Here is a 12929-nt window from a genome sequence, read left to right as displayed (position 1 = left end):
AACCTGGAACTACCCCGGAAAACTTACTTTTCCCATCGAAACTGTTGGAACGCCTTGCCGGTCTCCAAACGAGGTATTTCCTCCGGCTATGCTCTCGTTGGCCAGCACGGCAAACAAAACCGCTTCTTTCGCATCGCCATTGATGCCAAGTTCATTGGTGTGGCCAAAAACGCAGTTGGGTAGGAGTTGTTGAAGGGCGCCCGTGAGTACAGGATTATGCATTCCGCCCCCGCTCATGTAGATATGCGGTCCGGCGTTGCGGTACGTTTCTCCTTCACGCATCACGCGCCTGATAGCCTCGACAATGGTTTCGGCACTGAATTGAACAAGCGTAGCCATTAGGTCGGCGGGAGACAATTGGGTCGTTTGGCTACGGGTCTGAGCGTCCTCAACATAAGGCTCGTTAAAGACTTCAGGCCCGGTTGTTTTGGGAAATGGGGCATCGAAAAAAGCATTTCTTTTTAGTTCATGGAGCAGATTTTTATTAACCTGCCCCTGAGCTGCCAGTTTACCGTCTTCGTCGTAAGCTTTACCCAGCAGTTTTCGGGCGTAGGCATCCAGGAGCGTGTTGCCCGGCCCGGTGTCGGTTGTGAATACATGGGTAGCATCACCATCAGCAGGTAAATAGGTAAAGTTGGCAATACCACCCATGTTTAGCAGAATGCGGTTTTCGCCGGGCGTTGAGAACATAAAATAATCGCCATAAACAGCCAGGGGAGCGCCCTCGCCCCCGTGTGCTACGTGTTTTTGCCGAAAATCGCTGAGCGTAATGATCCCCGTTATGGCGGCCACATGGTCGCCATCCCCAATTTGCAGGGTGGCATTGGGAAACTTGTCCTGCTGGTGCTGGCTTTTGGGGGCGTGATAAACCGTCTGGCCGTGGCTGGCTACAAGGTCCACCGCATTGGGCGCAATCTGCCACGCCTGCAAACAGTCGATAATGATTTGACCATGCAGCCGCCCGATATACGGATTAAGCAGGCAAAGCTGCTCAAAGTCAATGGTTTGTTTGGCAAAAACAGTACGGATACTGTTCTTCAGGTCATCGGCATATGGCACGGTAGCAAAACGTTCCAGAGAAACATGCGTATCAGAACCGCAGCCCGAAATTCGGCAAAGGGCCACATCGAGGCCATCGAGCGAAGTCCCCGACATCAGGCCAATAATGCGTCGTTCGGGTTTTCGGGCAATGTCGTAGAGATGCTGAATTTGTGCGTTCATAAAAATGATGTTGATTATACGGTTGTGCTCTAAAATACGATACCTTAGAGGAATGGCATTTGTAGATACAGCCGCTACGCAAATTACGCATGGATTTCTGGGGCGACGAGCAATTCTCTTTTTTTGAAAGCATTCTATTTTCAGCAGTAGGCCACTCAGTCGACGTGTTTGATATGCAGTTTTTATCCGGTGGCGACATCAACACAGCAGCGCAGGTGTTTTCGTCGGAAGGAGTTTTCTTCGTCAAATGGAATCAAACAGAACTTTCATCCCCTGAATTGCCCGACATGTTCGATGCAGAGGCAAAAGGGCTTGACCTTCTTCGCCAGACCAATTCATTGACAATTCCGCACGTTGTCGGGCACGGGCGCCATCTGGACAAGTCGTTCATCATTCTGGAATACATTGACCCCGGAAAGCCCACCAAAACCTATTGGGAAACCCTCGGTCAGTCGATGGCATCTCTCCATTCCCATACGCAGTCCAAATTTGGGCTACATTTTACCAACTACATTGGCTCACTGCCCCAGATAAACACGCCTACCGCCGACGGGTTCGATTTTTTTTTCGCCCATCGGCTCCTGCCCCAGGCTGGTTTAGCCTTATATAAGGAATTATTACCTAAACAGGCCTACGACGCCCTGTTTAGACTCCGCGACCGCCTGCCCGACCTGCTTCCGAACGAACGGCCTGCCCTGCTTCACGGCGATTTGTGGACGGGCAATGTGTTGGTCAATGAAGACGGAAACCCGGCCCTTATCGACCCGGCAGTTTATTATGGTTTCCGCGAAGCCGACCTTGCGTTCACCAAACTATTCGCAGGCTTCGACGAACGTTTTTATGAGGCTTATGACGAAGCCTTTCCGCTCTACAGCGGATTCGATGAGCGAGTGGCCATTTATAACCTCTACCCATTGCTCGTTCATGTGAATCTGTTTGGCTCAGGCTACGTTAGTGGCGTAGAGCGTGTACTGAAACAGTTTTAATAAGTCGCCAGTCGATGGTCAATAGATATTAGCCGTAGTAACTAACATCTATTGACCATCGACTGGCGGCTACCATCTATGGAAATCACTTCTTTTGACCAATTTGAGCTGAACCGGCAGTTACTCAACGCTGTGGCCGACCTGGGCTACACGGAGCCAACGCCAATTCAGAAACAGACCATTCCGCTGAGTTTGGGCAATCACGACGTGCTGGGCATTGCCCAAACCGGCACCGGCAAAACAGCCGCCTATCTGCTGCCAATTCTCATGAAAATCAAATACGCACAGGGAACCAACCCGCGTGCGCTGATTCTGGCTCCGACGCGTGAATTGGCTATGCAGATTAATCAGGCTGTCGGCGAGTTAGGCAAGTATACCGACCTGCGCCATTTGGCCTTATATGGTGGTCTTGGCCCCAAAACACAGATTGAAACGCTCCGGAAAGGCGTGGATATTCTCGTTGCCACTCCAGGCCGGTTCATGGATCTGTATCGGATGGGTGAAATCGTGACGAAAGATATTCGCACAATGGTGCTCGATGAGGCCGACAAAATGATGGACATGGGCTTCATGCCTCAAATTCGGTCAATTCTGGAAGTCATTCCGACGAAACGCCAAAACCTGCTGTTTTCGGCCACGTTTGGCGGGCGGGTTGAGCGACTATCGGGTGAATTCCTGGAGGCTCCGATTAAAGTAGAAGTGACTCCCCAGGCATCAACCGCCGAGATGGTTAGTCAGGTGATTTACGAAGTGCCCAACTTTCGCACGAAGATTAATCTGCTGGACTATCTCATTAATAAGGACACGTTCCAGCGGGTCATCATCTTTGCCCGCACGAAAGGCAATGCCGATAATATTTATAAATTTCTGGCCCGAAAAGTGGTTGAGACGGACAAGATTCGGGTCATTCACGCCAATAAAGGCCAGAATACCCGGATCAATGCCATGGACGCCTTTAAAGAAGGCAATGTGCAGGTGCTGGTTGCAACGGATGTTGCCGCCCGTGGTATTGATGTTGCTGAGGTAAGCCATGTTATCAACTTTGATTTGCCGCTCATCTACGAAGATTATGTGCACCGCATTGGCCGCACCGGTCGTGCCAACCACTCGGGCGAGGCTATTACGTTTCTGACGATAGCGGAGGACTATCATGTGCAGAAAATTGAGCGAATTATTCGCATGAGTATTCCCCGCAAACCCCTGCCACCTGCTGTTGAGGTAACTGAAACCCCTGTCGATGAGCAGCAGGCTATGCTGCGCGAGATTGACGACCAGCGCCGGAAAGAAGACCCAACCTTTCTGGGCGCTTTTCATGAGAAAAAAGCAAAGAATTCGCACAGGCCTAAAAGCGGGTTAAAAACGAAGGCAAAACCTGGTAGTGCAAAGAAACCAGTCTCCAGAGTTGCCAGTGGCCCTACACTCAGAACAAGCCCAAAACCAGGTCGTTCGGCTGGGAGTAGAGCCGGTGGCAGTAAGCGGTCGGGACCGCGTGGCGGCAGTCGGTAATTTAGAGAGAATGCACTAATTTAGATCCTCCTGTCGTTTTACCAAAGCACATACACAGCGTGTATTGATTTCTATGAGCGTTCGGATGAATCTGATACAGTGGACTTTAGTTGCGTTACCGTTTTTATCGGCAGCTCAACCTAAGCAGTTCATCACGTCGGCGCGTTCGGGCGATTCAGTTCGGCAATCAAAACCCACCCGCGAGCTGACCGAAGGGATCGCTCGCCCCACCGAATTGGTTGCTGAGGGAACTGATGCAAGTGGTGGCTTCATCAATACGCTCCCGCTCTTTGGCGAACGGGCGAAAACGGTAGCGCAAATCGACCAGGAAATTCATTTTTTGAACGATTGCGACCGCAATTTTGCCAGCCGTCCCGACGCCAGTAATTTTTTTGCCGCTCGCGGCTGGGATTACGTTGCCGATGGCAAATTAGACACAGCCGCCCACCGCTTTAACCTGTCGTGGTTACTCAATAACCGGAACGCCGATGCGTATTGGGGGTTAGGCGTAGTATGTTATCAAAAAAATCACCTGCCCGATGCCATCCGAATGCTGAGAAGAGGACTTGCAGTGGATGACAGCAACACGGTACTAATGACCGACTTAGCAACCGTAGAGATTAAACACTTTCAGGAAAAGCCAAACACTGATTTACTGGCTGAAGCCGAAAAGCATCTACAGCGTGCACTTGCCCTCAACCCCAATGCAATATCTTATCAAAAACTATCGGTTGTCAATTATCTGAAAGCTGATTATACCAAAGCCTGGGATTACCTGCACCAGGCCAGCAGCCTGGATGTTTCCGGACTGGACTTAGGCTACCTCAGTGATTTACTGGCCAGGCAACCCGACCCGAAGGGCGTGTTTAAATGAAAAACTTGTCAGTAACTGGCTTACGACTTAATTATCCGTTTCGTCTTCCTGTACAACTTTTTCCTTCGCCCGTTCAAAGGTCACTTTGCCTTTTTCATCCCATTCGGTTATTGTATATGGCTCAAAGCCAGCATCCCACTGATCGCTGGCATACTGCGTGAGTTTACGACGCATTCGGCGACCACTTGGGTTAACGGGGTAGAACTCCGTCCAGCGACCAACTTTCACGCCGTTATCGTACTTACCTTCTTCGGCCAGCAAGCCGTTTTCATGAAAAGCCATATAGGTGCCCTTCACTTTGCCGTATTCTATTGGTATGATTTCCTTGATTTTATGGTGCGTTGAGTCATAGAACACTAAACGCGACTCAGCGGGAACCCCCCGGTACCATCGGGTTTTATCGATGAGCATAAAATTGGCGTCGTATTTCTCCCAACGGCCATCTTTCATACCGGCATAATAGGTCCCCTCTTCCACTAAATCGCCGTTTTGGTACCGTTTGTAAGGGCCATGCAACAACAAACCCGCGCCTTCGTCCCGAACGATTGAACTCGTTACACGGGCCGATTTTTGGTAATAGCGAACTATATCCCGAACATAAGACAGAGGTTTGGCCGCATCGTTGTCGCGCAGAATATAAAACTCCTCCACAATGGTGCGGTCGCCACTGCCGAATTTGGTATAGGCCTTAACCATCGATAAACCTTCATATTCTGTTTTCGATAATTTGTTTTTACTTTTCCGACTGGCCTTCAGTTTTTTCAACTGCTTCACTTTCAAGCCTAAGTCTGGCACGATACCAGCTATATAGGCATCTTTCTGCTCTTTCAGCGACGACATGCTCGGCAATCCGAGCGTCGTTAGGGAAGCGGGATTGGATGCCCCAGAAGGCGCTAATACCGGCTTCGACGCGGTTGTTAGCGATGCAGGCGCCGATACAGAATTCGTCTGTGCCCGCACGGCGGGCACCAGTATAACTATTAGAAGAATAGATAAGACTGGTGAGTTTAAGTTAAAAGCAAACATAGTGGGGGCAAACGATTGATGCCTTAAGTTTGTTAGTTTTGCAACGCTTTACGAAGCTGTATTATTTTGTCAAATCGCCTGCTTATAAATCGAACAGTTCATTATACTGCTTTATCGTGAAAAGAGAGGATCGTATTTACGTTGCCGGGCACCGGGGCATGGTTGGTTCGGCTATTGTACGTAAACTTCAAACAGAAGGCTACCTTAATATCATTACCCGTACCTCGTCGGAATTAGACCTGCGTAATCAGGCGGCTGTAACCGATTTTTTTGACCAGGAACACCCCGACTATGTGTTTCTGGCGGCTGCGAAAGTAGGGGGTATTCTGGCGAATAATAGCTATCGAGCCGAGTTTTTGTATGACAATCTGATGATTGAGTCGAACATTATTCACAGTGCCTATCAATCGGGCGTAAAAAAACTATTGTTTCTTGGCTCATCCTGTATTTATCCAAAATTAGCTCCCCAGCCGCTCAAAGAAGAATATCTGTTAAGTGGTTTTCTGGAGTCGACAAACGAGCCGTATGCCATTGCGAAGATCACGGGTATCAAGCTTTGCGAAGCTTACCAGAGTCAGTATGGCTGCAATTTCATTTCGGCTATGCCCACCAACCTTTACGGCCCTAATGATAATTATGACCTCCAGGGTTCGCACGTACTGCCTGCTCTGATTCGGAAGTTTCATGAGGCAAAAATCAATAGTCAGCCTTTTGTTGAGGTTTGGGGAACGGGAGCGCCTATGCGCGAATTTCTTCATGCCGACGACCTGGCCGATGCGTGTTATTTCCTGATGGAAACCTATAACGATCAGCTCTTTATCAACATCGGTACGGGCGAAGACGTTACGATTCGCCAACTGGCCGAAATGGTTCAGGAAACCGTTGGCTTCGAGGGCGAACTGCGCTGGAATACCGACAAACCCGACGGCACCCCCCGCAAGTTGATGGACGTGTCGAGGCTCCATGCGCTGGGCTGGACGCACACAACCGAATTAAAAGCGGGTCTTGAGCGAACGTATCAGGATTTCCTGGCCAACGAGGTATTGTACGTCGAGTAGAGACGCAATACCTTGCGTCTCCTGTGCGTCAGCAAAACCGTCTGGTCACGAGACGCAAGATATTGCGTCTCTACAATTTCCTGGCTGGATTTCCGAAAACCGTTGCCCCGGCATCTACGTTCTCAACTACAACCGATCCCGCCCCGATGCGGGCGTTTTTGCCGATCGTAACCCCGGCTACAATGGTCACACCACTGCCAATAAACGCCCCCTCTTCAACAACCACACCACTGTTTAGAATACTACCCGTCCCGACCTGCACATAGTCGCCGAGTTTCGCTCCACTTTCGATAATAGCACCCGATTGAATAAGGCAATGCTGCCCAATTTCGGCAAACGCATTGACAATGGCACGGGCGGCAATCAGGTTGCCATGCCCAATCGTAGCCATTATTGACACGGTAGCGGTATCGTGAATCGCATTTATAGGCTGCACTTTACGCCGTTCGTTAAGCATCTTCACCAATCGTTTCCGCACCCGGCCATCGCCGATAGCGACGAAGGCTTCGCATTTGTGACCAATAAGTTTCAGGAAACCATCATCGTCGGTCTCACCCAGCACCGACACGTCGCCAAACTCTTTACCGTGCAGATCCTTATTATCGTCTAACAACCCATAGACCACGACATTATTACGCTGGAATAGGTCCAGGACTGTCATACCTAAACTGCCTGCTCCCAAAATAAGCACGGGATTCTCCATATATGTTGTTTTATTAAGTCAACGTGAACGATTCAGCTTTTATGCCTATAATAATGTCGATTTAGTAACATTATGATAAATCCTGGTTCATTTATGGACTTTATATTCGTCCATGAAATCAAGTACACAATTCCGAACAATTGTCCTCTCTGATATTCATTTGGGAACTGCCGGGTCGAAGGCCAAAGAAGTTACTGATTTTCTACGGACGTATTCCTGTCAGAAACTCATCCTTAACGGCGACATCATCGACGGCTGGCAATTGAAACAGTACGGTACCTGGAAAAAGAAACACACTGCTTTTTTTAAAACGGTTTTAAAACAAATCGTTCACTACAATACGAAAGTCATTTATCTGCGCGGCAATCACGACGACTTTCTGGACCAGATAATGCCCCTGAAAGTAGGTAAAAATTTTTCCATCCGTAAAGATTATAAGCTCACCTCCGGGACCAAAAAATTCTATGTGACGCACGGCGATGTATTCGACTCGATCACCTCGCAACTGAAGTGGCTAGCTTATCTGGGCGATATGGGCTATACGTTCCTGCTTTGGGTAAACAAGTTTTACAATCAATACCGGGCCTGGCGTGGGTTGCCCTACTATTCGCTTTCACAGCAGGTTAAAAACCGTATCAAACAAGCGGTTAGCTACATCTCCGATTACGAACAGAAGTTGACCGAGTTGGCCCGCGCCCGCGATTGCGACGGCGTCATCTGCGGCCATATCCACCAACCCGCCATTCGCAACTTCGAGGGAATCATCTACATGAATTCAGGCGACTGGGTCGAATCGCTGAGCGCTTTAGTGGAAGATCATGATGGTAACTGGAGCCTACTCTACTATACGTCTGATATAGGCGATGATAAGCCTTACAGTACCCCACCCGTGTCGGCGCAACAGGAATCCCGTATAGCATCCGAATTGATTCTAAGGTAAGTCTAACTCAATCTGATTATGCGCGTTTTGTTTTTAATACAGGGCGAAGGTCGTGGCCATTTAACGCAGGCGCTCTCACTGGCCCAAATTTTACGAATGGCTGGGCATGAAGTTATTGGCGCGCTGGTTGGCGTAACCGCCGATCGCTCTGTTCCAGCCTTTTTCAGCGAGAACTTCACCGCGCCCATTACGCCCGTTTTTAGTCCGGGGTTAGTGTATAATGCCGGAACAAACGCACTCGAACCCTTTAAAACGACGGTGCAGGCTATTCGCTATGCTCGCCCATTCTGGCGCAGTCTGAAGCTGGTACGCGATGCTATCGAAACCCGGCAGCCCGATGTTGTCGTTAATTTCTATGAAATGCTTGGCGGATTAACGTATGCTTTGTTGCGCCCGTCGGTTCCTATGGTGTGTGTTGCACATCAGTACATGGCCTTTCACCCGAATTTTCAGCGACCAGATGGTCAGTGGTTATATCGGCAGGCGTTCAAACTCAATACAAAACTAACCTGCTTTGGGGCCCACGAGTTACTCGCCCTGTCGTTTGATAAACAGCCTGATGTACCTCGCCGGCGGTTGCGTATCGTGCCCCCCCTGCTTCGGCAGGAAGTAACGCAGTTGAAACCAACTGAGGGCGATTTTATGCTGGCCTACGTTACGCAACCCGGTTTGAAGGTCGAATTGCTGAAGGCACACGAGCAACATCCCGATATCCGGATGGATGGGTTCCACTCGGGCGTGACGGTTGCTGACCAGGTTATTGACGAAACGCTAACCTTTCATGCTATTGACGGCAGGCGTTTTCTGGACTTTATGGCCCGCTGTAAGGCCATTGTGACAACAGCAGGGTTTGAGTCGGTTTGCGAAGCAGCTTATTTAGGAAAACCAGCCCTGATGATTCCGCAGTCGAACCATTTTGAACAAGCCTGCAATGCCATCGACGGGCAACGGGCGGGTGTTGGCATTGCATCCGATAATTTTGACTTAGAACAACTGCTGGCCTACCTACCCAGGCACAATTCGCAGGTGAGTGAGCAATTCCGGTCGTGGTACGCACAGGGGTATTTTATGTTTCTGGCCGCCTTAAACCGGGCCATTACACCAACGAGCAGACCTTCGCGGGGCTTTTTCCGATCACGAATGCGGCATCTGCTCCGGTCATAATTCGTAGAAGAACTGCAATGGGTCGGGATAGCGAAACTGATAATTTGTGCGCTCGATTAACTTCGCGGGGCTGATAACTTTAAACGGAATCGCTTGCGCTGGAGCAATGAAATAGGGCAGTTGGTAAGCAAAATCAGCGCAGCTTTTTCGGTAAATGGCTTCACGCGTCGGGTGTTCGGGCGAAACAGCATTGAACGTTCCGGCGACAGGCTCCTGAATGAATCCAACTAAAATTTCGACGGCATCATCGCGGTGAAGGTAGTTAACCGGCACCAGGCCACTGTCGACTCTTTTCCCGGCCACGTATTTACCCGGAATGCGATTGTAGCCCATCAAGCCGCCACAACGAAGAATTGTCACGAGTTTAGCAGGCGACAGCCTTTGAACTAACCGCTCGGCCTGAACGAGTGCGGGCGCGGCTGAGCCATCGGGCGTTGTCACGTCTTCTTCAATTACCTCCCGGCTTAACTCTGGATAGACTGATGTGGAGCTAACATAAATGACGTGACGAATTGGTGATTGCCCAATGGCATCAGTCAGGTGCCGAAGTTGCTCCGGATGAAAATCGGCACCCACCTTCCCGGCTTTCGGCGGAATATTGATCACTAATGTATCGGCCTGTAGCAAGGCCAAAAGATTACCGATTGGCTCCGGGTTTAGTTGAAGCGTAAATACGTCAATACCTTGCTGTTGAAGGGCAGAAATATTTTCGGCTGATGTTGTGCTGCCTTTTACGCCAAATTCCTTTGCCGACAGGCGATTTGCCAGTGGTAAGCCTAACCAACCTAATCCAATAATTGAAACTGTTTTATCGGGCATATATCAAAAGCCAATACCAAACGTAAGTGTCCGAACATCAGGGCCTTTATCTGTCACAAATAAGGGACTAAGGTCGTATTTCACGAAAAAATCGAAACTTCTTACCCCTACGTGGGCCATTAGCCCATAGCGAAAATCATTGAGGTAAAAATCGGAATGGCGACGGTCTCGGCTGCCATCTGCTTCTTTAATTTTTCGGTAGCTATCGAGCCGGTAATTGATGTATCCACCTACACCGAAGTGGCCCATTTTCCGGCCATCGCCGTTGTAGAAGGTAAGGCGCGGCACCACCGGAATACCAACCGTACAAACCGTCAATTTGCTTTTTTGCAGGTCGCGGCCCGCATCGGGGAATGCGATAGCCGTGGGTGTTTTTTCGGCCACATTGTTCCCTTCAAACATGAAATTATTCCAGGCCACTTCAACGCCATAATACAGTTTCAGCGATACGTATTTACCCCGGATCAGCGTGGGTATGCCCCCCACCGACACGGCTACATAGCGCGATCCCAATGGGCGCAAATCATAACTCTCCTCGGGATAGATCGGCATAACGTTCTCCTGAATCAGGGTATTCAGGCCAAAGCTTACGCCATAGTCGAAATCCCAGCCATTATTTCGTTTTCTGCGTTTTGCCCGCTGATAATCACGGTCGTTATCAGTAGTATTCCCCCGCGAATCGGTTGTAACCGTTGTGTCGCCGGAGCTACTGATGGTTATCGTTACCCCCTCTTTTTTCTTTGTCACAACCAGTACGGTGTCTTTCAGAAAACGGCCACCATCCTGCGAGATTACCGTTGGTCCACCCGGAACGGAGTCGAGTTTCATGCCCATCTCGCGCACAATTTTGTTGAGGTCGTAATTCGATAAGGACTGAATACCAGCCTTATCGGGGGCATAGATAACTAAGCGGGTGCGATTGGCAAACCGAATCACTAACGAATCCGTAGGGCTTCCGGGTTTCGCCCGTGCCGTTAGCGCTATCATCAATACAACTGCCATTGCAATTGCAGTTACTATCTTATTCATTGCTTTGTTGATTTATCCTTATCCAAGCTTTGTTTCAGGCCACTATAGGCCCTACCGATCAACCCCCGCTCGTCATCAGCCCGATTACGCTGAGCAAATACGTCTCCCTGTTTAATCCGTTTTATCTGGTTCCATAACCCCCCGCTTTTGGTTTCTTTTTGAGGATTTTCGGCGAGAGCAACCGCCGTGTTTTCCTCAACAGTGGTGGCTGCTTGTCGGGCCGCTACCAATGCCTGAGGTTCGGCAATCGTTACCACCAAAACCCGCTCAGTTGCGGAAGCGGGCCTGACTGTATTTTCGGCCAATTGCTCTGGTGTTGGCAGGTTAGCAGGCGCATCGACACCAGACATCACGGGATTATTTTTTCCGCCAATCGGTTTTATTTGGGCTACGACAGGCTGTTCATTACGTTCAGGTGCCAGGGCCATCATCGGCGTCTTTTCTGAAGCATCGGGTTGACTTCTCAGTCGATTCAGTTCCCGGTTTTTGGCTGATGGTTGCCCCATATCTGCCAGTTGGTCCGTGTTTATTTCATTCGTCGGGCGATTGGGCGATGTCACATCCAGGGTTGACTTCTTTGGTAGCTTATTTAACCGGCGTTGCGTCGGCACTTTCGGATGTGGCAGTCTCTTCTGATTGGCAGCTACCTGTTGCCCATCTGGTCTTTGTATCGTTGCAGGTGGCCAATAAAGCCAGCCAAATGACCCTACCAGCAGTAGACAGGCGGCAACAGCCATGTAGCGTTGCATTGTGGGATTACGCCAGAAGACAAGCCGCGTTTCTGGCGTAATCTGTCCCATACGCGCCTGTAACCGCTCGAACCCATCAGGGCTTGGTGGCAGCGACATATTGCCCAATTTACGGGCAAACAGGTCGTCAATTAGCTGATTTTCTGGCTGTTTTTTCATAGTATTCATTTTGACCGACCCGACGATGCGCGCCCGACTCCTGTTCTATTTTTTTCAAATTCGCCTGGAGCAGCATCCGTGCCCGGCTTAACTGTGATTTTGACGTACCCTCAGAAATACCCAGCATATCAGCAATTTCGGCATGACTGTAGCCTTCAATGGCATACAGGTTAAACACCGTCCGATAGCCATCGGGCAACTGATTCACGATTCGCAGGAGGTCATTTTCATTCACGGCCGTATCGGCCCATTGATAATCTGGCTCAACAACTACATCCTCAATTGGTATTTCCTGCCGCCACTGTTTGTTTTTCCGTAGAAACATCAATGACTCCGTTACCATAATGCGCCGTAACCAGCCCTCAAAACTGCCATCTTCCCGAAACTGCCCAATCTTCTCGAACACACGCATGAAGCCATCCAGCATTACTTCCTCGGCATCTGCTTTGTTGGCGCAATAGCGTGTGCAAACAGCGAGCATTTTACCTGCAAACCGTTCATACACAACCTTATGAGCACGACTTTCGCCCTGCTTTAAGGCAGTAATGAGCTGCCTCTCAGTTGTGAAAAACGGTATAAGTTTGAGCATAGTTGTTTAGGTTCATCGACAAGATGCAAAACAGTTGGGAGAAGGTTGCATGAAGAAGCTACTTTTTTGTGAACTATCAACTGGTCATTAATTGAGCACAAAAAAA

The 12929-nt window shown here is 49.6% G+C and carries 13 protein-coding genes; 6 read left to right on the top strand and 7 right to left on the bottom strand.

Annotation, left to right across the window (positions count from 1 at the left end; translation table 11 throughout):
• Positions 1-9 precede the first annotated feature (9 nt).
• Complete coding sequence (locus tag ACYVI1_RS11900; RefSeq protein WP_460910247.1) at positions 10-1221, bottom strand: anhydro-N-acetylmuramic acid kinase; 1212 nt, start codon at positions 1219-1221, stop codon at positions 10-12.
• An 89-nt stretch (positions 1222-1310) separates the two neighbouring features.
• On the opposite strand from ACYVI1_RS11900, the gene ACYVI1_RS11895 reads away from it, so the two are divergent.
• The 3 genes from ACYVI1_RS11895 to ACYVI1_RS11885 all read left to right on the top strand — a co-directional run bounded on the left by ACYVI1_RS11895 (position 1311) and on the right by ACYVI1_RS11885 (position 4587).
• Positions 1311-2207, top strand: coding sequence for a fructosamine kinase family protein (locus ACYVI1_RS11895; protein ID WP_460910245.1), 897 nt, complete (start codon positions 1311-1313; stop codon positions 2205-2207).
• Between the two features lie 78 nt (positions 2208-2285).
• A complete protein-coding gene (locus tag ACYVI1_RS11890; protein ID WP_460910243.1) occupies positions 2286-3713 on the top strand; it encodes a DEAD/DEAH box helicase in 1428 nt (475 codons plus the stop codon).
• A 73-nt stretch (positions 3714-3786) separates the two neighbouring features.
• Positions 3787-4587: a tetratricopeptide repeat protein gene (locus ACYVI1_RS11885; protein ID WP_460910241.1), complete on the top strand. Its 801-nt coding sequence runs from the start codon at positions 3787-3789 to the stop codon at positions 4585-4587.
• Between the two features lie 27 nt (positions 4588-4614).
• On the opposite strand, the gene ACYVI1_RS11880 is transcribed toward ACYVI1_RS11885, so the two are convergent.
• Positions 4615-5547, bottom strand: coding sequence for a toxin-antitoxin system YwqK family antitoxin (locus ACYVI1_RS11880; RefSeq protein ID WP_460910239.1), 933 nt, complete (start codon positions 5545-5547; stop codon positions 4615-4617).
• Positions 5548-5729: 182 nt separating this feature from the next.
• On the opposite strand from ACYVI1_RS11880, the gene fcl reads away from it, so the two are divergent.
• Positions 5730-6671, top strand: a complete 942-nt coding sequence (fcl, locus tag ACYVI1_RS11875) for a GDP-L-fucose synthase (protein WP_460910237.1) — start codon at positions 5730-5732, stop codon at positions 6669-6671.
• Positions 6672-6741: 70 nt separating this feature from the next.
• Here fcl and ACYVI1_RS11870 read toward each other — a convergent pair whose 3' ends face one another.
• Positions 6742-7374, bottom strand: a complete 633-nt coding sequence (locus tag ACYVI1_RS11870) for an acetyltransferase (RefSeq protein WP_460910235.1) — start codon at positions 7372-7374, stop codon at positions 6742-6744.
• Positions 7375-7486: 112 nt separating this feature from the next.
• Here ACYVI1_RS11870 and ACYVI1_RS11865 point away from each other — a divergent pair, with 112 nt between their 5' ends.
• Both ACYVI1_RS11865 and ACYVI1_RS11860 read left to right on the top strand, forming a co-directional pair.
• Positions 7487-8314 carry a UDP-2,3-diacylglucosamine diphosphatase gene (locus ACYVI1_RS11865; RefSeq protein WP_460910233.1) on the top strand — a complete coding sequence of 276 codons (828 nt, stop codon included), beginning with the start codon at positions 7487-7489 and terminating at the stop codon, positions 8312-8314.
• An 18-nt stretch (positions 8315-8332) separates the two neighbouring features.
• Entirely contained in the window at positions 8333-9478 is a 1146-nt protein-coding gene (locus ACYVI1_RS11860) for a glycosyltransferase family protein (RefSeq protein WP_460910231.1), read from the top strand.
• Here ACYVI1_RS11860 and ACYVI1_RS11855 read toward each other — a convergent pair.
• From ACYVI1_RS11855 to ACYVI1_RS11840, 4 genes are read right to left on the bottom strand one after another with little or no spacing between them, the layout of a single operon-like run.
• The gene (locus ACYVI1_RS11855) at positions 9473-10297 is read right to left on the bottom strand and encodes a Rossmann-fold NAD(P)-binding domain-containing protein (protein ID WP_460910229.1); all 825 of its coding nucleotides are present in this window, start codon (positions 10295-10297) and stop codon (positions 9473-9475) included. The two genes, ACYVI1_RS11860 and ACYVI1_RS11855, sit on opposite strands and share 6 nt — an antisense overlap.
• 3 nt (positions 10298-10300) lie before the next feature.
• Positions 10301-11326 carry an outer membrane beta-barrel protein gene (locus ACYVI1_RS11850; protein ID WP_460910227.1) on the bottom strand — a complete coding sequence of 342 codons (1026 nt, stop codon included), beginning with the start codon at positions 11324-11326 and terminating at the stop codon, positions 10301-10303.
• Positions 11323-12234, bottom strand: a complete 912-nt coding sequence (locus ACYVI1_RS11845; protein ID WP_460910225.1) for a hypothetical protein — start codon at positions 12232-12234, stop codon at positions 11323-11325. The genes ACYVI1_RS11850 and ACYVI1_RS11845 overlap by 4 nt, the downstream gene beginning before the upstream one ends.
• Positions 12203-12823, bottom strand: a complete 621-nt coding sequence (locus tag ACYVI1_RS11840; protein WP_460910223.1) for an RNA polymerase sigma factor — start codon at positions 12821-12823, stop codon at positions 12203-12205. The genes ACYVI1_RS11845 and ACYVI1_RS11840 overlap by 32 nt, the downstream gene beginning before the upstream one ends.
• Positions 12824-12929 lie beyond the last annotated feature (106 nt).

The organism is Spirosoma areae (genome assembly GCF_054781775.1).
The sequence above is the reverse complement of the archived record's forward strand: the minus strand, read 5'-3'. Positions and strand labels throughout refer to the sequence as shown.

Coding starts and splice junctions, on each gene's coding strand:
- ACYVI1_RS11900 (WP_460910247.1), bottom strand. CDS start 1,221: ATGAACGCACAAATTCAGCATCTCTACGACATTGCCCGAAAACCCGAA.
- ACYVI1_RS11895 (WP_460910245.1), top strand. CDS start 1,311: ATGGATTTCTGGGGCGACGAGCAATTCTCTTTTTTTGAAAGCATTCTA.
- ACYVI1_RS11890 (WP_460910243.1), top strand. CDS start 2,286: ATGGAAATCACTTCTTTTGACCAATTTGAGCTGAACCGGCAGTTACTC.
- ACYVI1_RS11885 (WP_460910241.1), top strand. CDS start 3,787: ATGAGCGTTCGGATGAATCTGATACAGTGGACTTTAGTTGCGTTACCG.
- ACYVI1_RS11870 (WP_460910235.1), bottom strand. CDS start 7,374: ATGGAGAATCCCGTGCTTATTTTGGGAGCAGGCAGTTTAGGTATGACA.
- ACYVI1_RS11865 (WP_460910233.1), top strand. CDS start 7,487: ATGAAATCAAGTACACAATTCCGAACAATTGTCCTCTCTGATATTCAT.
- ACYVI1_RS11860 (WP_460910231.1), top strand. CDS start 8,333: ATGCGCGTTTTGTTTTTAATACAGGGCGAAGGTCGTGGCCATTTAACG.
- ACYVI1_RS11855 (WP_460910229.1), bottom strand. CDS start 10,297: ATGCCCGATAAAACAGTTTCAATTATTGGATTAGGTTGGTTAGGCTTA.
- ACYVI1_RS11850 (WP_460910227.1), bottom strand. CDS start 11,326: ATGAATAAGATAGTAACTGCAATTGCAATGGCAGTTGTATTGATGATA.
- ACYVI1_RS11845 (WP_460910225.1), bottom strand. CDS start 12,234: ATGAAAAAACAGCCAGAAAATCAGCTAATTGACGACCTGTTTGCCCGT.
- ACYVI1_RS11840 (WP_460910223.1), bottom strand. CDS start 12,823: ATGCTCAAACTTATACCGTTTTTCACAACTGAGAGGCAGCTCATTACT.